The 19,543-nt window shown below is 56.8% G+C and carries 14 protein-coding genes, 1 tRNA gene and 1 pseudogene; 6 read left to right on the top strand and 10 right to left on the bottom strand.

What is annotated here, in order from left to right:
* The 3 genes from AAFN84_RS15065 to AAFN84_RS15055 form a co-directional block, all read right to left on the bottom strand.
* A tRNA-Pro gene (locus AAFN84_RS15065) sits at positions 1-77 on the bottom strand.
* Between the two features lie 413 nt (positions 78-490).
* Entirely contained in the window at positions 491-706 is a 216-nt protein-coding gene (locus AAFN84_RS15060) for a hypothetical protein (RefSeq protein ID WP_347515420.1), read from the bottom strand.
* A gap of 474 nt (positions 707-1,180) precedes the next feature.
* On the bottom strand, positions 1,181-2,530 hold the full coding sequence (locus AAFN84_RS15055; protein WP_347515715.1) for a YARHG domain-containing protein: 1,350 nt from the start codon (positions 2,528-2,530) through the stop codon (positions 1,181-1,183).
* 502 nt (positions 2,531-3,032) lie between these two features.
* Between AAFN84_RS15055 and AAFN84_RS15050 the strand changes: the two genes are divergently transcribed.
* The 4 genes from AAFN84_RS15050 to AAFN84_RS15035 all read left to right on the top strand — a co-directional run bounded on the left by AAFN84_RS15050 (position 3,033) and on the right by AAFN84_RS15035 (position 10,293).
* A complete protein-coding gene (locus tag AAFN84_RS15050; RefSeq protein WP_347515419.1) occupies positions 3,033-3,437 on the top strand; it encodes an XRE family transcriptional regulator in 405 nt (134 codons plus the stop codon).
* Between the two features lie 93 nt (positions 3,438-3,530).
* Positions 3,531-4,376, top strand: a complete 846-nt coding sequence (locus AAFN84_RS15045) for an NYN domain-containing protein (protein ID WP_347515418.1) — start codon at positions 3,531-3,533, stop codon at positions 4,374-4,376.
* A 730-nt stretch (positions 4,377-5,106) separates the two neighbouring features.
* A complete protein-coding gene (locus AAFN84_RS15040; RefSeq protein ID WP_347515417.1) occupies positions 5,107-5,520 on the top strand; it encodes a hypothetical protein in 414 nt (137 codons plus the stop codon).
* 69 nt (positions 5,521-5,589) lie between these two features.
* Positions 5,590-10,293: a DUF3320 domain-containing protein gene (locus tag AAFN84_RS15035; RefSeq protein ID WP_347515416.1), complete on the top strand. Its 4,704-nt coding sequence runs from the start codon at positions 5,590-5,592 to the stop codon at positions 10,291-10,293.
* A 166-nt stretch (positions 10,294-10,459) separates the two neighbouring features.
* Here AAFN84_RS15035 and AAFN84_RS15030 read toward each other — a convergent pair whose 3' ends face one another.
* The 3 genes and pseudogenes from AAFN84_RS15030 to AAFN84_RS15020 all read right to left on the bottom strand — a co-directional run.
* Positions 10,460-10,957 carry a hypothetical protein gene (locus AAFN84_RS15030; RefSeq protein ID WP_347515415.1) on the bottom strand — a complete coding sequence of 166 codons (498 nt, stop codon included), beginning with the start codon at positions 10,955-10,957 and terminating at the stop codon, positions 10,460-10,462.
* A 199-nt stretch (positions 10,958-11,156) separates the two neighbouring features.
* Positions 11,157-11,690: a hypothetical protein gene (locus tag AAFN84_RS15025; protein ID WP_347515414.1), complete on the bottom strand. Its 534-nt coding sequence runs from the start codon at positions 11,688-11,690 to the stop codon at positions 11,157-11,159.
* A gap of 76 nt (positions 11,691-11,766) precedes the next feature.
* Positions 11,767-11,951: pseudogene (locus AAFN84_RS15020) on the bottom strand (integrase core domain-containing protein); the annotation flags it as partial.
* Between the two features lie 104 nt (positions 11,952-12,055).
* On the opposite strand from AAFN84_RS15020, the gene AAFN84_RS15015 reads away from it, so the two are divergent.
* Complete coding sequence (locus AAFN84_RS15015; RefSeq protein WP_347515413.1) at positions 12,056-12,406, top strand: hypothetical protein; 351 nt, start codon at positions 12,056-12,058, stop codon at positions 12,404-12,406.
* Between the two features lie 151 nt (positions 12,407-12,557).
* Here the strand turns inward: AAFN84_RS15015 and AAFN84_RS15010 are convergent, their stop codons facing one another.
* Positions 12,558-13,382: a hypothetical protein gene (locus AAFN84_RS15010; protein ID WP_347515412.1), complete on the bottom strand. Its 825-nt coding sequence runs from the start codon at positions 13,380-13,382 to the stop codon at positions 12,558-12,560.
* Positions 13,383-13,519: 137 nt separating this feature from the next.
* Positions 13,520-13,990, bottom strand: coding sequence for a hypothetical protein (locus tag AAFN84_RS15005; RefSeq protein ID WP_347515411.1), 471 nt, complete (start codon positions 13,988-13,990; stop codon positions 13,520-13,522).
* 145 nt (positions 13,991-14,135) lie between these two features.
* On the opposite strand from AAFN84_RS15005, the gene AAFN84_RS15000 reads away from it, so the two are divergent.
* Positions 14,136-15,365, top strand: a complete 1,230-nt coding sequence (locus AAFN84_RS15000; protein ID WP_347515410.1) for a hypothetical protein — start codon at positions 14,136-14,138, stop codon at positions 15,363-15,365.
* Between the two features lie 215 nt (positions 15,366-15,580).
* Here the strand turns inward: AAFN84_RS15000 and AAFN84_RS14995 are convergent, their stop codons facing one another.
* Positions 15,581-18,997 carry a DEAD/DEAH box helicase family protein gene (locus AAFN84_RS14995; RefSeq protein ID WP_347515409.1) on the bottom strand — a complete coding sequence of 1,139 codons (3,417 nt, stop codon included), beginning with the start codon at positions 18,995-18,997 and terminating at the stop codon, positions 15,581-15,583.
* Entirely contained in the window at positions 18,997-19,533 is a 537-nt protein-coding gene (locus AAFN84_RS14990; RefSeq protein ID WP_347515408.1) for a hypothetical protein, read from the bottom strand. The genes AAFN84_RS14995 and AAFN84_RS14990 overlap by 1 nt, the downstream gene beginning before the upstream one ends.
* Between the last annotated feature and the right edge of the window lie 10 nt (positions 19,534-19,543).

Here is a 19,543-nt window from a genome sequence, read left to right as displayed (position 1 = left end):
TGGTCGGAGCGGCGGGATTCGAACCCACGACCCCTTGACCCCCAGTCAAGTGCGCTACCGGGCTGCGCTACGCTCCGAACCGCCGGAAGCCCTATTATCTCTAGGGTTCCGGCGCAAGGGGCAAATTCATGAAATCGCTCTGGTGGGGAACAAAAGGGGTGCTGGTGTGGATTTGGCGACAGAAATCCACACCGGAATCCACACCGGATGATCTACATTTGTTCGGGCGATGCGAACGCATCACCGACCCGTCGCATTGGCCCTGGACCCTAGGTGCAGGCGCACCAGGTGGCACAGAAATCCGGATTGATGGAACGAAGGCATCTGACATGCGACGGCAGCCAGGATTTCGTCATCCTCAACCCTTCGGCCCGCCGATGACCTGGCGGAGCGTTTCTAGGTCTGCCTCGCTAAGGTTACCTCCGCGGCACGCTCCGTGGGGGCCTTAGCGGGGACTATGCTCGGCACAGGCGGGTAGTCGGGAATGTGGTCAGTCGTAGGCGCCGCCTAGGGCAGCTATGAAGATGATAATGCCGCCTAGAATGCACCACCCAAGCAATCGTTCGAAAAACGTGGCCTTCTTTGGAAGGTGCCGCTGCTTCTCGGCATGCTCCTCCTTGAGGATCTCGATTGCACGCAATTCTACCTGCTCCTCGTGCCGCAGGCGTGCCAGAAGCTCGCGCGCGTCCTTGTCGACGTCATTCATGGCTTCAACCCTCGTCGTAACGATGAAGGTCGACCAGTGCCGTCACGCAGGAAGCGAAGATGACGAGCGTCGAGAGAGCCGTCGCCCAGGAGGCTTCCGCTCCTGCAAGCACAAGAATGATCACCGCAGCCGCCCCGACCGCGTAGCAGCACACCACGGCATGGCCACCAAGACGCGCCCCTCAGGCCATGCAAGGAGTCATTCATGATTTCTGCACCCTCATCTTCAGTAATCGCTCGTTGGCCGCCTTGCCGCAGTGGTGTCGTCGGCGAATGTGTTGTCGATACAGCCCCGGCGCCGGCGTCCTCGATTTTCTTGGTGATGTGCTCGTGCTGAGGTAGTTTGAGTTTTCGTTCCTGCGCATGAGCTAGATGGATCGTCCCGTAGGCTGTTTAGCTGCCGTGCAATTTGCCCGCGCGTGTCCTGAGTGAATTGCTTCGGGAACAGTTTGCCGCGAAAATTCAAACTTCCGTCTTATTCAAACAGCGCGTCAAGATCGTCGTCAGTAGCAGTAGCCGCCCGATACTCTCGACTGCTTTCTGTCAAGACACGATGGAAGTAGGTTGCCATAACCTCCGTGCTTTCCATCGAGAACGCATAGAAGCGGTCCAGCGGCCCTTGGGTGCGCTTCACGACGGTCGACGTGGAGCCGTCGAGCCCGATCCGGAACATTAGCCTTGTAGCTGTGCCAGGACCCTGCACGTCATCGCAGCCGATTGCCGGAAAGCAGGCCGCTTCCTTCTCAAAAGCACGACGGACCCTGTTCTTGCGTGCCGTCTCCGACCAGTTCACCACCTGCTGGAGAGCGGATGATAGCTGCTCTAATTCCTCTGGCACCATCGGGATGGCAAGTTCAATCTTTTGATATTCCGCGGCTGGGTCGACGAAGTTCCACGAAAAGCGAAGCTCACCTTCATCGGAAACCGTCGGCTCTATCCATACTTCTCCCACGGTGCTCGTTCCCGGGATGAAGTAGGGCACTTTCTGAAAGTCTTCCGACGCCTGACGTGCGTTCGGATCCGACCCAGCGTCTTCCGGACGAACGGGGGTGGCGTAACGGCGTAGGATCGCGTTCGCCTCGTCCCGTCGCTCTTGTAATTCAGCAACTCTAACAGCGGCTCCATCGCCATCGACGTCAGCCGCGGACACCGTGGTGGCGTTGGACGGGTTCTTCTCAATTATCTCGGTCAGTTCAGATATTTGAGCCGTCATCGCGGCTATGTCTCTTCGAAGGGATGTGAGCTCTTCGTCGTTCGGCGATGGATTGTCGCTGCGTTTCACAGATGCCGAGACAGCAATTGGAGCCAACCAATAGGAATGAGACCAGCCTTCGCCTCCCCAATAGCCCACGCGCCGCCAGTCACCAGATACTGCCAGGACTGTAGCGCGGTCGCCTTGCAGTAGGCGTCCGACCTCGGGAAAAGATGCAGATGGCCCGGTCCGGACAGCGAGAAACCCATCGCCTTCGGGATCAAGCCTCACGACTTCCACCTGATGCGTGGACTCGGCGGATGTAAGCGATGGACCTGGAGCTGCCTCGAAAGACCGAATCAAATCGACGTTTGCTTTCTCCACCGCGGAGAGCCGGACGTTCTTTGTCCTTGGAAACCAATAGTTCTTCGCCGAAAAATAGCCGCGTGCGCGGGGCGTAGTGAATGCGTAACCGTGCCGGGCGAGGATCTCGTTTCGCGCTTCCCAAAGCGTGTCTCGTGATAGTCCTCGTAACAAAGAGGGATCCAAGCTCATCGTCGAGGACTGCGGAAAGTGAAAATCGCATCGAGGATTTTCGACGCAATGAGTGTCAGCCGACGCAGTGCAAGCCATCATGCAGGATCCAACAAGTATCCAACGAGCGATTCTCATAAAAACCTCCAGCGCACTTCTCCTCTGGATGTTGCACTTTGCCATTCTATGTTCAATCCAACCGCCTTAATTTGCGTTAAGATCAACGCCCGTGGGGCAGTGTTGCACAACATGATGAACGCACCGGGGACGAGTGTTCACTAGCGAGTAAGCATCTCTTGTGCAGCCGCCTATGAGCACCTCGCCGAGATCTCCATGTGTTGAATTGGGGCGTGATGAGATCAGAAGGCCAGGATGCGTCGCGGTTCTTGAAGATGAGTCTCAAGGCGCGGCAGGAAACATCGCGGCACAGAATACACAATTCGCCCGAGCTCGAAATGGGAGCGATCTACTTTTCGCACGACTTACATACAGGAAACACGTCACGAGCTGGCAGAACGCATTTGTCCGTATCCGTCTCACAGCACCCCTCACTCCTCTCGCTATATCGTCAGTAGTTCGATTGATTGCGACAGGAGATATAATGAGCAGACGGCATCGTTATGAGGACACCAGGCTCACGCGCTTTCTCGAGAAGCGCATTCTCGAGCTGCGGCCACAGAAGAGCCAGGCTGACATCGCTGTCGAGGCGGGTTTCGTCAGCACGAACATGCTCACCATGATCAAGACCGGAGCCGCCAAGCTGCCACTCGATCGCGTGCCGGGTCTCGCCAAGGCACTAGACTGCGATGCGCGCCGTCTATTTCAGCTCGCGCTGGAGCAGGGCGGTGGCGATACAGTTGAAGTCGCTGTCCGGGAGATCTTCGGCGCCGTCGTCACGCGCAACGAAGTCGCGTGGATCGATGAGATCCGAGCTGCATCCGACAACAGTGATCCGAGCCTCACCTTGAGAGGAAGGGCAGCCATCAGAGGGATTTTCGGCAAGTGAAGAGCAGTGGCATGAAACACGCACGCCATCCGCGACAGGTGAGTCTCACAGAGCACGAGCGCTACTGGGTCGACGTCATCCGGTGCGCTTCCAATGGCAACGATCCACGGCCGACGCTCGCTCGCACACAGGCACTGCGGCAGCTGTTCCGACACTCGCCCGGCACAGCTCTCGACATCCAGGACCTCGGCACCGCCCCCGCAGGAGAGCTACGTGAATAGTCCAAGCTGCGTGCGGCGCCTGGCTCTCCTTATCGATTGTGACAACGTGCCTCCGGGATGTGCTGACGGGGTCATGGACGAGGTGACGGCTCTTGGCGCCGCCATCGTCAAGGAGGCCTATGCCGACTTCAAGCTCACGCAGTCGGAGGCGTGGTCGAAAGCCTGTAGCAAGCACGGTATCCAGAAGGTGCAGCTCGATCGGCTTGCCAGCAACAGGAACGGTGTCGATGTAGCTATGGCGGTTCGCGCAATGGATCTACTCTACCGCCGAGAAATCGATGGACTGTTGCTCGTTTCGAGCGACACCGATTTCATGCCTTTAATGGCCAGGTTCGACGCAGAAGCTCTCCCGGTCTATCTGGTCGGACAGCGACACACGCCTGACCGCCTCCGAGAGCTCTCGACACGCTTCATCTATGTGGACAGCCTTCTGAAGAAGAACCCCGCAAACACGCCGGGGTCAAAATCCAAGCCACCGTTGCGAGTGCAAGACTTTGCACCAATCGTGAAGCGATGCATCCATGAACACGCAGAGAATGATGGGTGGATTCTGCTTGAGGAACTGCAACGGCAGCTTCTCCAGGAGGATCGGCACTTTGATCCTCGCAGCTATGGGTTCCGCGTGCTGGTTGATCTTTGTGCTGTGCAGCCACGCGTCGTCATCGAGCGAACGGTCAATGGCGAGGTTCGTCTGCGTCTGTCCCGTCGGAAGCGCTAGATCCGAACTGGTAGTGCGCGCCCGGAAAACGAGATCGCCACGGCCCGGCCGGGCCAGGAACCAAGGGGAAACAAGCGCCCGGCCGGGCCAGGAACCAAGGGGAAGCAAGCGCCCGGTGGACCCCACAAGAACCGCACCACGATGCGCTCCAGCGATTGGGGCGGAACGTGCACCGCCGCGTCACGGAGGAGGACTAACGAAGCCCTGGTAAAGAAGCCTCCATCGCCGTTCTCGAGCTCTTCGGTGTCGAATGTCGAAGTCCTAGACAATCCCGCGCATTGCCATCCGGATACCTCGGGTCCCCAGAGATCGGGGTGAACCCTAACCTCCTAACCTTCCCAGCGGCCGGTCGGTGCGTTCCCGATGACAACCAAATTGAGATCTTCGTGTCCTTGGATCCGAGAACCGCCGGCGTTTTGGTTGTCACCATGTTGTCGAGAACGAGCCGCTCACGAAATTTACTCTCGAGGGAAACATGTCAATTTCGACAGGCGTGTCGCTGTATTCGCCCAGCATCCCTTGGACGACATAGGGTCCGGCATGGGATTGATGTGGAAGAAGATAGTCAGATAGTTCGATATTGCTGCCTGGTTGGCGCCTTTGTATTTGTCGCGGCAGTTCGGTGCTCACAGAGCCACCTCTCCTTTGGCCAGCTATCTCCATCGACGCAATCAAGCATTTTAGCATTTCCGGAAACCGGATCTTTCCGGGTCACGGATAATACTTCGCCATGGGCAAGAGCGAGTATCGAGCGAACTGGCGAGGTGTGCGTCGCAACGTTTCGCCTTGGCGCCGGCTGAAGCATGGTGATCCTGTGAAGCTCAAGGTGCTCGCTGAGGACATATGGCCAAGGCGGTTCGGTGGACCATCCGTTCCAGCACTCCTTGTCGCCGCGATGCTCGTCAGTGCAGTCGGCATTGGATATACAGCCGACGAGTTGTCCTGGAGCGCTCTGAAACCTCTCGTTCCCGGATCCGGCTGCATGATCAAGGGCAATTTCAGCTACACCACCGGCGAGCGCATCTATCATGTGCCTGGGCAGCCCTACTACAGCCGAACGATCATAACACTGGCCTATGGCGAGCGCTGGTTCTGCAGCGAGCTCGAGGCGCGACACGCCGGGTGGCGCAAGGCGAGGAATTGAGGCTGCTTGTATTGACAATATGTGCGTGCGAGCGTGAGAAATGCTTCATGCGAGGGGGGATGAAGAACAATGCTTGATCGTGCCGAAAGATTGTCAGTTCGAGTCTTAGAAAGTGCTCGTCTCAAGCTTCTCGAGACTGGCACTAGAAACAGACTTGTTCATGTAAACCGCGCAAATCAAAGAGCGAATTGCCTCAACATCGTGAATGAAGACTCGGATGCAGTTTTCGACCTTCTGCGTATTCAGTCAAAGAGGATGCGGTTTAAGGCGATGGGCAAGGACCGCCATCAGGATGAGGAGACCGTTGTTCTCTATGACGGTGATGTTGTGGCGCTTGCGGATCCACCAGGAAGTGACCGCTTAACCGATCTGCTTCTAGAGACGCCTCTCGGGCCAGAGGCGCAGACACGCCGGCTATTGCGGTTAGCCCATGATGCTAAAACAGCTGAAGAAGAGCAGGGCCTCAATATACTTTATCTCGCACTCGGATTCTTGAAATGGCGGGAAAGTAGCAGTTCAGAAATCTGGCGTGAAGCGCCCCTAGTCCTTTTGCCGGTCGAGCTGGTGCGCAATGACCGCACCTCAACTTTTGACGTCCGATCACGCGACGACGAAATAACGACAAACTTGCCGCTTCAGGAGAGGCTGCGTCAAGACTTTGGGATTTTGCTTCCCGAAGTCGAGGACGCAGAAGAGTGGTGCCCCTCAGAATATTTTTCCGACGTTGTCGAAGCAGTGTCGGGACAACCCGGGTGGTCAATCGATGGGAACGGCATTCAGTTAGGCTTCTTCTCGTTTGCGAAGCTGCTAATGCATCGAGATCTGGATCCTGCAACTTGGCCGGACGGGGAGCTAACCGACAATCCCTTGTTATCAGGGCTACTGAAAGAGGGGTTTGAGCCCGACGAACCGATGTTTGGACCAGAGGACAAGTTGGATCAGTTTCTCGATCCAGCCGATATCATTCAGGTCGTCGACGCAGACGCATCACAAACTAAGGTCATTGAGGAGGTGAGGCGCGGCGCAAATCTTGTTGTTCAGGGACCGCCCGGCACTGGAAAGTCACAGACGATCACGAATTTGATCGCAGCCGCAGCTCACGACGGCAAGACGGTGTTGTTCGTAGCTGAAAAGATGGCGGCTCTCTCAGTCGTTCACCAGCGGCTTGTTCGGGCGGGGCTTCGGGACGTCTGCCTTGAACTTCACTCACGTAGTGCAAACAAGAAGGCATTGGCACAGGAACTTGGTCGGACCCTCATGGCTAGTGGCTCGGCCGTCGTCACTGCAAATGAAGCCGACGCTTTGCGAGCGAAGCGGGATCGCTTGAACCAGATTTCGGATTTGCTCCACTCTCCTATCGCCGGCACCTCAGACACGCCGTTCGACGCGATGTCAGAAATCATTGGATTGATTGGAAAGGGCGTCCCTCCACCGTCACTCACCCTCGATGGCTTGGAAAAACTTGATAAGAACGCGAGACAACGTGCTCGAGAAACCATTCGCCGACTCCTCGAGGCTTTGCAGACGGTAGGCTGCATTGAGGCCCATCCCTTTAAGGGCACAGGCAACCACCACCTGCAGCCAACCGATCTATCGAGACTTGAGGGCGAACTAGCAGCTGCAACTAAGTGTCTATCTCAGTTGCTTGAGATGATAGAGCGAAACGCGGTAGTAATTCGACAACCCAACCCGGAAAATATCGTGGATATCGAAAGATTGCTGCGCGCTCTTGATCTTTTCGCGAATGCTCCAGACTTTGCATCAGAGCAGCTTACACCATCGCTTTTTGATTGTGTCGGGCAGCCGCGACTGGAAGAGGCTCTATTGGCAGGCGCCGAATGGGCGGCCGCTCACAACGCCGCCCAAGACGTCTTCACGCAGGTCGCTTTCTCCAGTGACGCACGGCAAATAAGAGGTGCTATCGCAGAGGGCAGTAGGTCGCTTTGGGCCCGAGTCTTCGGACCTTATCGAAAGGCGTGCTCGGAGTTATCGACTTTGACGTCGATCGCTATTCCGAAGTCGCCTTCCGAGCGTCTCGCGATTGTTGATCAACTGGTAGAGGTTCAGGAGTTGCGCCGGCGACTTGCCGACGATGAGGGTTGGTTGCCCGGTGTCCTCGGATCAAACTGGCGTGGCGAACGCACTGATTTCGCTCGGCTCCAGGCGCTGGTTGAATGGGCGAAGAATGTTCGCAGCGCCGGATATGAGTCAGCCTCAGAGATCTGTGCTGTCTTGAATGGCGTCAGGGCTCCCTCTGAAACTGCCAATAGCCTGCGCGGTTTGAGGAACGAGATGCTATCGGGGGCGCAGAGGGTAGTAGATAGGTTGTCGCTCGATATTGCTGTTGCAGGCTTCGGGAGTGAACTGGCACACGCATCGCTATCTCAGCTCTTGAGGGCAATGGAGTCGATGCGCGACGCGCCCGACCGCTATACCGAGTGGGCAACCCTTGCGCGGGTCTACGGCGAGGTTCAGGAGATTGGTGCCGGTCGTCTCATCCAGGCACTAGATGAAGGGTCTGTCCTGCCAGAGGGAGCAGAAGAGGAATTTTTCTTCGCGTGTGCAGAAGCGCGTTGGAACGCCGCCCGCGCATCAAGGCCGGAGCTGGCGCAGCTTGAGGGGCTTGACCGGAGCGAGTTGGTTAGACTGTTTCAGGAAAGCGAACGAAAACGTCTTAGCGACGCACAGAAGCTTATTCTCTCTCAACACTACGCCCAAATCCCGCGTGGCAGCATGGGCGAAATGGCTATCATACGTGGTGAAATCGGAAGAAAAAGCCGACATAAGCCAATTCGATGGGTGATGAAGAACGCTGGTTCCATGCTCCAGCGGATCAAGCCGGTAATGCTAATGAGTCCGATCTCCGTCGCACAGTTTCTGCCGCCGGGCTCGGTAACTTTCGATTTGTTAGTGATCGATGAAGCATCGCAAATTCGACCTGAAGACGCACTTGGTGTTGTCGCACGGGCGCGCCAGATCGTCGTGGTCGGTGACCAGAAGCAGTTGCCTCCTACATCGTTCTTTGACCGCCTCATCGACGAGGGCGAAGATCTTGAAGACGAGGACGATGAGGTGCCAGTCGGGGCGACAGCTGCCGATATGGAAAGTATACTATCTCTGTGTGAAGCGCGTGGTTTGCGATCACGGATGCTAGAATGGCACTATCGGTCACGCGACCCCTCGCTGATACGCGTGTCGAACGCCGAGTTCTATGACGACCGGCTGGTTCTGCCACCCTCGCCATTGCAGTTGGATCCGAATTTCGGACTTCGTTTCCATCGAGTGCCGGGCGTCTACTCGCGTGGCAAAGCGGCAGCAGCAAGGGCTGGAACCAACAGGATTGAGGCGGAGCATGTCGCGAGGGCTGTTGCTGAGCACGCTCGGACGCATCCGGAGCTTTCACTTGGCGTTGTAGCGTTCTCCAAGTCCCAATCAAGCATGTTGACAGAAGTCCTGGAGCACGAGCGTCGCAAGGATGCGGTTCTCGATGCGTTCCTGCGGGAAGGTTACGCGGAAGACGTGTTCGTCAAGAATATTGAGAATGTTCAAGGCGACGAACGCGATGTGATCCTCATTTCGGTAGGCTATGGCCCTCAGCAGCCCAACGGACGCTTGGCCTCCCAATCGTTCGGGCCAATTAATGGTGAGGGCGGCGAGCGACGCCTCAATGTGCTATTTTCAAGGGCTCGTGTGCGGTGTGAGGTATTCGCCTCATTTGATCCAGGAGACATTAACGCGACACGCTCGTCTCGAGACGGACCAAGGGTGCTTAAACGTTTCTTGGATTTTGCTCGGACAGGAATCATCGAAGAGCGAGTGCCGACGGGTCTAGCATCAGACAGTCCATTTGAAGAGGATGTTTTGGAGGTCATTCGGAGGTTTGGCTACGAAGCCGATCCGCAAGTTGGAACGGCTGGTTTCCGAATTGACATCGGGGTGCGTCATCCAGACCGACCAGGGCACTATCTCATTGCAGTAGAATGCGATGGTGCTGCTTACCACTCTGCACTATGGGCGCGGGAACGAGATCGACTTCGGCAGGATGTGCTGGAGGGACTAGGTTGGCGCTTTCACAGGATTTGGAGCACGGACTGGTTCTACCGACGGAGCTTCGAAATCAAGAAACTTGAGAAGATTCTTCGTGAAGCAACGGTTGCTGCGTCCGATGGGATCGAACTTCGGGGCTCAAGGGGGCACGGACATTCCGTAGTTGCCGAGCTTGAATCTGCGGCGCCGGAACAGTTCGATGTGGATCATCTTCAGCTGTCAGCTCCCGCCTACCAAAGAGCCGATATTGCGTCTTCAAGGATGGAAGAACCACATGAGGCGCCGATGGAGCATCTCGCCGATCTCGTTGCTGAAATCGTTTCGGTGGAAGGTCCGATACACGCTGATGAGGTCGCTCGTCGCATTTCTGCCGCCTTCGGTAAGGTGCGCACTGGCAACCGCATCGTAGAAGCAACGATGCGCGCTGTGCGGGTTGCGCGGCAGCGGGATGCCAATCTGCTGCAGCTCGGCGCCTTTCTTGCAACAGCTGATCAGGTCGCAGCGCCTCCGGTGAGGGACCGACGGGCGGAGACAGGTTCGGTTTTGAAAGCCGAGTATCTGCCGCCGATCGAGATCGAGGCGGCCGCGAAGAAGATTCAGGCTGAAAGTGGCATGATGCTGCCTGAGGAGATGACACGTGCAGTGGCGCGGCTTCTTGGCTTCCAGCGTGTCGGTCCGGATCTATCGGAAGCGATTATTTCTGTAGTGGTTGATCGCGGGTCGTAATCTGTTGTGGGCGCCTTTGGGCTTGCGATCCAGTCCGTGGCGCACCGCAATCTCCGGTGCTTTCTGACTCGCTCGGCAAGGCTTGGAAACGCGGTCTTGGCCTTCCTAATCCTATTCTTGTCATGCTGCTCATCCTCGAAGCGACAGCTGTGGCGTTGGTAGTGCGTTAGAATTCCACTTTCTCGCGCATCTGCTCAATCCACTCGCCCTGAGCAACGTAGGCATCTGCGTTGTGCCAATAGCCGCTGAGCCTCCTCTCCTCGCCGTAGCGTCGCGCAATGATGCAAAGCTCGAAGACAAGCTTCGACATCTGACAATAAGGAGCCTCGAGTTCATCACAGTTTTCGCAACCATAGACCAGATAGACGTGCTCATAGGTGGCCCCAGATGGCTCCGAACTTGAGCTCTTTGTGACATATGGCATACCATAGCTTGAGAATTTTTCTCGAGCGTCGGCCGCAATTTGCTCCACAGTGAGTGTCTGCAAGAGCGTCAATTCCCAATGGAATTCAAGAGTGTCTCCGATGATGCTTTTTATGAAGCTAATGTATAAGCCGTCATTATCGACTGGCGCACGACTGTAAATCGTCATCTCCCCATGGGGAGTCCTTAGCCAGGTCTGTTGCGAAAAGCCACGAGTGCTTCTGATCTGGTCAACCGTCATGTCGGCGGATATTCCGCGTATTGTTGGAGGACTCGACCTACTATCTGCGAAGGGATTGCATCCAGTTGCGAGCAACACAAGCAGCACTGCTGCCACCTTATATGTTTTGTTCATCTGCGTTGGCCCCACGCAACAATGACGGTATGGACGGCTACTTCTGGCTTGTCGATTGCAGTGCAAGTATCGTCGAGGCTCCGATTCACCCTCGGACTGGAACGATTAGACTCCGAACCAGCCCCATGACCACATCGATCTTCTCAATTCGCAAATGCCGGCAACTACGGACTCTCCCGTTCTTGGGGAGCCGTAGCTGTTGCACCGCACGTCGAGCTATCGTTCCGTGCGCGATGATGCCCTTGAAACCTGGCATGTTGTTTATCATGGCTTGTATCAAGGGGAGATTGTTGCGTTGGAACTGGGAGCCATTTGGGCCGGGATCGCGGAACACATTCGTCTCGATCACTCTGTAACCCTCCTTCCTGACAGCGTCGAACCGCAGGCGAGTTCCGTAGAGCCGAGGTTTTCGCCTGTGATAGTCGCCCATGAAGCGATCATAGTCGAACCCATGACCTTCATCCCAATATGACCACCAGTCCGTATCAAGATCAGTCGATGAATTCTCTCCAATGATCACCACGAGACAATGGTCAGGGAAGCCATCGCAGACCACGGGGCGATCGTAGCTTGGCCGCGGAATATGCTTTTCAAATATTGTGGTCCAACTGGCACCCATATTTCCCTCCGCAGTCAGCAGCCCTCAGTATTTTAGCATAAGCGACTTGTTCTTGCCCCGGAATGTTCGGACACGATCAAGGTTGGGTTTCGTCCACGATAAACTCGCGATAACCGAGGGCCTTGCGCGGATGACGGCTGTTGTAGTGCTCGATCCACAATGTCAGCGTTTGCAACACGGTTCTGGCGTCGGACGCGATGAGGCGCGGACATAGTCGCGCTTTTTGTTTTTCACGGCCTCGGCCAATCCGTTCTACTGCGGGGGCGGTGACGTCCCTGGACGTGGTGTAGCCGGGGTAGCGCTGATCATTGGCGCTTGCCGGTAGGGTCTGGTTGCGATGCCGACCTTTCTGGAGAAACTCACCGATGACCGACGACATGATGAACCTGCGCGCGCTCGTGGAGAAAAGCGCGGATGATCGCCTTGTCCAGCTTTGCGAAGATCTGAAGATTCACGGCGTCGCCGGCGCCTATGGCTCCGTGACCGCTGCAGCCGCGGAACAGGGCCAGAGCTTCACCGACTATCCGGACTCCGTCCTGCATGCAGAGCGGAACCTACTCGTCGCCAAACGGCAATGCAGGCTGCAACCGTTCCGCGCGCGCATACTCACCCATGATCAGTATCAGGGTTTCACGATGCTAACCTCGAAGGCGGTTGGAAACTACTACGCCACGCCGGACTATGCGCCTGGTTGCGAGCTACGATTAGGGCCGTGAGGTTCCTGCCATAGTGGGCAAATGCTCACACCGGTGGAGCCCCCACGTCGTAGTGCCTCGGACTAACCGAGAAGCCCGCCGAAATATTCCGGCGGGCGTGGTTAAGCTGCAGCTAAAGCTCGTGGACGAGGGCAGCGTATATCAGATCGAGTTATGCAGCCTCCATATTAGAAGATGCCCCAAAAGACCGGGCAATTCCCTTCTGAAGAGTCTGGCCAAAGCTAGCAGCCCGGAAGCCAGAGTGATTTGCGATCTCGCGGCGGCGGGAGAGTGGAAGGGCGTCGGTTATCAATCTCGCCAGTTCCTCCGCTGCGTCATTGTTTGAATTTACCGGAGGTGACTTCGCAGCATTTTTCTCGGGCGACTTCTTAAAGTCGTCAGCCTTGATTTTGCTCCCAGACTTGGCAGCCAGTGCGACTTCCCGCTGCTGATCGCTTGTCAATTTCCCATAATCATAGAGCAGGGTAGGTGGCAGAGAGCCGAGCTTGGCTTCGGGCACACATTTGCGTATAGCCATCCATGCCTGCGCAGCGTTCATACGACGATTGACGGTCATTGCGTTCCAGCCAAACTCGCGCTCATACCACCTTGCGAACTCACCGTGCTTTAGCTGAGCCTTCATCTTCAACAAATGAGCGCCGATTCCGACTATGTTGGCGATCGCAGTTCCGTGCAGTTTGCGGATTTGGTCTGCCGCCTTGCTCATTTCTTTTTCTAGCGATGGCGGAATGATGATGTTGCCGTCAGCACCCTTCGTGATCCGGTCGGTAGGCCTAGTGGAGTTAGAAGGCAAATCTAACACCGTGTTAGATTTGGTAGTTGCCATCATCGATGAAGACGTCCCCGCTTTGTTCCCTTTGAGGGACTTTTGATGCGATTTCTCATTCAGATCTGTCGGGCTATTGAGCTCAAGCTCGTCAATCCCATCGATCGGCGCGGACAGCTTGCTGGCAGTGGTGGTGGATTCAAGGGTCATGTCTATTCTCCGGTGTCTTGGTTATGGTTACGTAACCACAGTAATTGAGTAACCGTTTGCGATCGTTTCCGCAAGAGGCATGACCAAAAAAAAGGAGCCGGCGATTTCGCCGGCTCCGATAAGCGCACTTGGTTTGGTCAGTGGTAGTTTCGAAGGTTGAGACGGTGCCTGCGCTCAAGCTCACGGCGGAGCACCTTGAAGCGCAAGATCGTGTCGAGGTTGGCGTCTAGCTTGGCTGGATCTGCCTTGCTCTCCGCACTTAACCGGGCGATTTCCTGGTCGATCATCTCGATCTGGTATTCGCTCAATGTGCCTGTGATTGTCTCGAGAGCTTCCGAAAGGCTGCGGATTGCATTCCGCGTCCATTGAACTTCATCGCCCTTCTGCTCGCATGTTAGAAACTGTGCGACCGGTAATCCTTCATCCTGGAACGATTCAAAGACCTCCAGCAGCTCCGGCTCTCTCGATTTCACAAAATCAGCAAGAGCTAGAGGCGTGGGGATTGTGAGAGGTTCCGGTGAAAGTTCCTTCTCTGGTTGGAGGCCAGCGGCTTTTGCGCGTTGACGTTGGCGCCATCGCGCTTGCTTCTCTGCATTGGTCAGCGCCATGTTGTAGATTCTCTTGTAACCGTTACCGTTAGTGTAGCGTAACCAATCGCTAATCGGGCTTCAAGGGGAAAATAGGGTTTTTATCCCCCTCGGAATCAAGCTAGTCCGCGCGATACAGGCCAACGCTGTGTTGCGGGAGAACCTATTGTATCTGACTGTCCCAATGGTCTCCCGGCGAGGGGGATTTCATTCGCTTGGCGACTTGCAGTTTCACCGGAAGGTTTTGAAGAAGTCACAACCTCGCTTGGCAGGTCGCTTCGCGCTCAAACCGGATGTGGATCTTGACGACTACACTTGCCGAGCAGTGATCGATTGGATTGAGATCCGCTTCTTCCTCGGGCGTTCAACGCAGTTCCAATGGCTCCGTCGAGAAATCGAGGAGGCCATTGAGGCAAACGCCTATGCCGTTGCGCTCGAAGAGAAAGCTGGCGGCGTAACAGATGTCTTCGACGTGCGGCTGCAGGAACCGTCGATCCTCCAGCTCCGGGAGTTGGAACGCCACTTCGAAAGGAAATATGGCCTTCATATGATCCCGCTCGTCCGGAGTATGGAGATTAGCGTAGACTTCTACCCGAGAGAACAAGGCGAGGAGGCACGTGCTCGCCTACATACCGCACTCACTCGCCATTTCTGGACAAGTCAGACGTTCTTCCAAGCACCAGGCAGCAGGCCCAGGTTCGTGCCAGGCTTGATCAAGAAGGTCAGTCACGTAGTCAGATACAAGTCAACCGCGTCGATGCAGACTAACGACCACTTCGCGATCTCTACTGAAGAAGATCAACCACCTTCCGTTGATACAACCTACTACATCGGACCAAAAGAAGGGCCGGTGTCGTGGCGCATCATGGACAAGGTGGTCGACAACCAAAATCGAGCAACAGGCACTCGACGTGAACTTGCCGAAGCTGAAAAGCGCACGCGAATTGAGGTGACGCTGGGCCAGACACCATTGTCTTCGGTGGGCGTCGAGCATCTGTATGATCTAGAGAAGCTGAACTTCGCACGCCTTCAGGGGGAGTTCTTCAAGTTCATGCTGCCGACTTTTGTAGACGAGCGTCAGCTCAAGCCAGGTCGCCGGGTAGCGATGATGGCGTGGACCGAGCGGCGGCGGGCAGAGAAATTCCGGAACGCCGGAGTCATCGGTCTCCAAGTCATGGACGATGCGCTGAAGAGAAAGGAGAAGCCGGTGCGTAAAGATCTCCTAGCTCATCTGGCGCGGAAGGGACTCAAGGCGCGACCAAGCCCAAGGCACGGGAAAGGGCCTGTGGGAAATTTGGTCGCCTATGAGGAAATAAACGAGAGGGTAGGCATTGCGCTCAGAAATCTCGGCAAACGAGTCGCCGGCGATTTTTCGGCTGTGCTTCATTCTTCGTAGATGTAAGGGAGCACATGGAGCGAACACCTACATAAGGCTAATAAGTTATTAGGCCTCCAGCCCCTTAAATCAGTTCGAGCCAGGCCCGATAAGGACCTGGAAACAGATTTCCCACGAAAACTGATAGGAAAAAGTTGTCGGGGGAGGTTGTGGTCATCGCCGATCAAGCTGCTGCCGTCGAAGTCGTGTTTACCGAACCGAATTCTCGCGCGGGCTCATGAAACCATCGCGCTGTCGTTGATCTCCCTGATCCTCTCGACGAGCATGACGACGAGGGCGTCGTCAAATACCTGCTCCGGTCCGGTCGGCGCGATATAGGTGAAGGGCGCCTCGTAGAGCACGGCAGGATCCATCGAGCCCTTATCGGTGAGGTGTTCGATCACCAGCTGTATGAACTCGATCTGCTGATGCGTGGCAGCGCCGTGGGTGAGAAACTCAGCGAAGGCATCATTCACCGCGCCCCGGTCAAGGCCGACGAGGGAGCGGACAAAACGTCCGAAGCCCCGGCTTGTTTCGGTCGCGCGCGCGATGTCATGTCGTGCGCCGATGCCCGCCTCGATCAGCAGACGTTCCAGTTCCGCGAGATCGTAGGCAGTGAGCGCCTTACCCTGGCGCAGGCGATCCAGCACCTGGTTGCCTGAGAGTTCTTTCAGGAAGTGGCGTGCCTTTGCCTTGAAGCGAGCGAAGTCTGCCTCCCCGACCTGAGGCAGATCGATCTCCTCACTTCTGCCAATCTCGTCGGCGAAGTTCGAGTAGACGATTGCCTTACGCCCTTTGTCGATGTGCTGAACCAAGTTGCGTAGGCGCAGCCTTACAAGCTCGAGCAGAGGGACCGTGACCCCGTTCCACCATTCCGGTTCACGGACCGCTTCGATCAGCTCGGCGCGAGCGGCAACACCTGGGATGGCTGTCTGCTCTTCAAGCGCCGATAGGATCTCGATTAGCTGCTTCTTCAGCGCTTCAAAGCGGCGCGAGCCTTTGAGCAGCGCGAGCTCCAGCTGGAACATCAGCAGGTCAAAGCGTTTTGCCTCCTCGGTGCCAAGATTGAGCGCGGTGGGCAGCGCAGCGATTTCGCCGACGAGTTCGTCGCGCGCCTCGTCATCTAGATCCGCCCAGGGACCGGGTTTCTTGTATTTCTCCACGACGCGGCGTTTCTGTCGCACGAGGAAGTTGTCCAGGTTGAGTCCCGCAACGGTGTGCTTCAATACATCCAGCGCGGACTCCCGAACCTCTGCTTCGCTGGGCGGTGTGTCGGCGCCAACCCCGTATGCTGACTGATCAGCTGAAGAGAAGCCACTCAGGTCGGGTGTCGCATCCAGCGCGCGCACGAGGTCGAACCTAGTAGCAAACAGCCGTTCAGAAAGAGACTTTGGCGCTCGCGGTTCCTTGATCTCGGGGTTCTCGCCAAAGAATTCCAGGTTCTGGCAGTAGTCGAAGACGCGGAAGAACTGCTTGTCTTGGTTGGGGCCGAAAAGATTCTCGCGGAGCCGTGTTCCGCGTCCCATCATCTGCCAGAACTTGGTCTTGGAGCGCACCGGCTTGAAGAAGACCAGATTGACGACCTCCGGCACATCTATGCCGGTATCGAGCATGTCGACGGAGATGGCGATGTGGGGCGCCTTGTCCTTGCGCGAGAAGTCGTCGATTAGCGTCTGAGCGTATGGGCCGCTGTCATATGTGATGACGCGAGCAAATTGGCCAGCATAGGCGGGATATGCCACGTCGAAGCGCAGCTTGATGTATTCAGCATGGGCCTGGTTCTTGGCGAAGATAATGGTCTTGCCGAGCCTGTCACCGCCCTCGACCTTGACGCCGTTCTGCATCAAATGCGCTATGACCTGGTCGACGGTATCCTGATTGAAGAGACGCTTGTTGACCTCGGCGGCATCGATGGAATCGGGCATGTCTTCCTCGCCCCATTCCAGCATCTCCCACTGCTCCTTCTCCTCCTCCGAGAGCTCGTCATAGCGCAGTCCAGAGCGCACGATCTTGAGCGGGACCGAAATCGCCTCCGGCGGCACAAGATGGCCGTCAGCCACCGCTTCGCTGAGAGTGTAGGCGTCTGTCGGAACACCATCCTCGAGATCGAATAGCGAGTAGGTGTTTTTGTCGATCTCGTCTTTCGGCGTTGCGGTGAGACCCACTAGCAGGGAGTCGAAATAGTCGAAAATGGCGCGATAGCGCTGGTAGACGGAGCGATGCGCCTCATCGATGACGAGCAGATCGAAATGTCCGGGGCCGAATGCCGCCTTGCCGTCGCGTCTTCCGTCGATGAGGTTCATCATCGTTGGATAAGTCGACAGGAATACGCGTCCGTCGGTGGTGCGTTCCGTGACCAGATTGACCGGCGCGGCATCGGGCAGGTGTGTCTTGAAGGCACCGGTCGCCTGATTCACCAGCGCGACCCGGTCGGCCAGGAACAGCACGCGCTTGACCCACCCAGCGCGCATGAGAAGGTCGACGAGAGCGATCACCGTGCGTGTCTTGCCGGAACCCGTCGCCATGACCAGCAGCGCCTTTCGCTGTCGATCTTCCTCGACCGCGCCGGCGATCGCCCGAATGGCGCGCTGCTGGTATGGTCGTCCGGCGATCTTCAGGTTGATCTTGGCTTGGGAAAGCGCCTTCTTGTTGCTGCGCTGTTGGATCAGCCACTCCAGCTGATCACGTGTGTAGAACCCTCCGACCAGCCGCGGCGGTCGGTTGGCGTCGTCCCAGATCCAGTGTTCGTAGCCGTTGCTGTAGAAGATGACCGGCCGCTGACCGAATTTCGCTTCAAGGCAATCCGCGTAGAGCTTGGCTTGCTGCATGCCCTGGCGTGCGTCTTTCCGCGTTCGTTTTGCCTCGACAAGCCCGAGCGGCTTCCCGTCTGCTCCCCACAGGACATAGTCGACAAAGCCGAAGCCGTCGGCATTCGCCATTCCTTCAACCTGAAACTCCAGGTCGTCCTTGCCAGTGAGGTCCCAACCAGCTTCGCGCAGCAGGAGATCGATGAACCGGTCACGGGTCTCAGCCTCGTTCCAGTCGTGGTCGACCGGTGCCACCTCAGCCGCCCTTCGCGCGGCAGCCACCTCGGCGCGCAACGCCTTCAGTTCGGCGTCGAGATTGCTCCTGTCCGCGAGCAATCGCGTCAACTCGCCATTCTTGGCATCTAGCTCGGCTTGTTGTGCCTTCAGATGGGCAAAGGCTTTCTTGAGCGTGTCGTTGCGGCGAGAAAGCACGGTGGCGTCGAAGGTCAGCCCCTCGGCTGGCTTTTGGGTGCGGCCATAGGTGCGGGCGAACCAGAAGCAGACGTGAAACAGTTCCTTGACGGCGCCGACAGCGTCGCCATCAGAAATGCGGCGTTCCTCATGGACCGCCCGATTGCGTAGTGAGTTGATGTAGCGGGCCTTGGCAAAGACCGGCTCGCCGGTAGCGCGGCGAAAGCTGGGCTCGTGAAGGAGGGCAGCGATGTTGTCCTGGTAAGGTAGTGTCAGGCCGGGATCGTTCCGAAAAGCCCATTTGACTGCGACCTCTACGGTCCTGCCGGCATAGAATGCAGCTGCGCGCGGATCCGATACGACGTGCTTCTCAGCCGCCAATGCTGCCTCGTGGACAGCAGGAAACTCCGCGGCGAGAAAGACGAAATTTGACATTAGCCGAGCTCTTTCAGTCTGGGAAAGTCGTTAGCGAAGGCGGAGCGAACCGGAGCCCAAGTCTCGTCGTCCACGTCATGCTTCCACTTCACGACGTTCATGACGGAGTAGCGAGCGGCTCGAAGATCTCTTTCGAGCCGCTTTTCCATTGCGCCAACGATGTTTCGCAGCGGCAAATGTTCCTCCATCAGCTGCAAGCGAACAGCTTGGTCAGAATGATCGAAGTCTTTAGGCTTCACAACCTCCGGATGAAGCGGTCCGTGAGCGACGAGTTCGAAGGTGTTACAGGTTTCGGGCTCGACCCCTTGGTTAACTAGGTTCCGCCGCAGAGCATTCTGGTTCTTCATAGACCCGAGGTGCTGACCCATGCGGATGTAGGGTGGTGATGCGTTGGGGCTGGAGTTGTCTCCGGTCCGACCGACATAGAGCAACTCTTGGCCCTCCGCGGTCACGGCCTTCCAGACATAGAGCCAGAAACCGCGCCGCAGCATCGGTCCAGGCAAGCTCAGCCGAAATGTGCCAATTTCGCTTGTCATCGTTCACTCC

It is taken from the genome of Mesorhizobium sp. CAU 1741, from assembly GCF_039839275.1.
In the GTDB taxonomy this organism is placed as follows: Bacteria; Pseudomonadota; Alphaproteobacteria; order Rhizobiales; family Rhizobiaceae; genus Aerobium.
The sequence above is the reverse complement of the archived record's forward strand: the minus strand, read 5'-3'. Positions and strand labels throughout refer to the sequence as shown.

Bases quoted from the DNA above. Each gene is read 5' to 3' on its own strand.
- AAFN84_RS14990 (WP_347515408.1), bottom strand. From the start codon at position 19,533: ATGACAAGCGAAATTGGCACATTTCGGCTGAGCTTGCCTGGACCGATG.
- AAFN84_RS15015 (WP_347515413.1), top strand. From the start codon at position 12,056: ATGACCGACGACATGATGAACCTGCGCGCGCTCGTGGAGAAAAGCGCG.
- AAFN84_RS15060 (WP_347515420.1), bottom strand. From the start codon at position 706: ATGAATGACGTCGACAAGGACGCGCGCGAGCTTCTGGCACGCCTGCGG.
- AAFN84_RS15050 (WP_347515419.1), top strand. From the start codon at position 3,033: ATGAGCAGACGGCATCGTTATGAGGACACCAGGCTCACGCGCTTTCTC.
- AAFN84_RS15045 (WP_347515418.1), top strand. From the start codon at position 3,531: ATGGCAACGATCCACGGCCGACGCTCGCTCGCACACAGGCACTGCGGC.
- AAFN84_RS15030 (WP_347515415.1), bottom strand. From the start codon at position 10,957: ATGACGGTTGACCAGATCAGAAGCACTCGTGGCTTTTCGCAACAGACC.
- AAFN84_RS14995 (WP_347515409.1), bottom strand. From the start codon at position 18,997: ATGTCAAATTTCGTCTTTCTCGCCGCGGAGTTTCCTGCTGTCCACGAG.
- AAFN84_RS15005 (WP_347515411.1), bottom strand. From the start codon at position 13,990: ATGGCGCTGACCAATGCAGAGAAGCAAGCGCGATGGCGCCAACGTCAA.
- AAFN84_RS15010 (WP_347515412.1), bottom strand. From the start codon at position 13,382: ATGACCCTTGAATCCACCACCACTGCCAGCAAGCTGTCCGCGCCGATC.
- AAFN84_RS15040 (WP_347515417.1), top strand. From the start codon at position 5,107: ATGGGCAAGAGCGAGTATCGAGCGAACTGGCGAGGTGTGCGTCGCAAC.
- AAFN84_RS15055 (WP_347515715.1), bottom strand. From the start codon at position 2,530: ATGGCTTGCACTGCGTCGGCTGACACTCATTGCGTCGAAAATCCTCGA.
- AAFN84_RS15035 (WP_347515416.1), top strand. From the start codon at position 5,590: ATGCTTGATCGTGCCGAAAGATTGTCAGTTCGAGTCTTAGAAAGTGCT.
- AAFN84_RS15025 (WP_347515414.1), bottom strand. From the start codon at position 11,690: ATGGGTGCCAGTTGGACCACAATATTTGAAAAGCATATTCCGCGGCCA.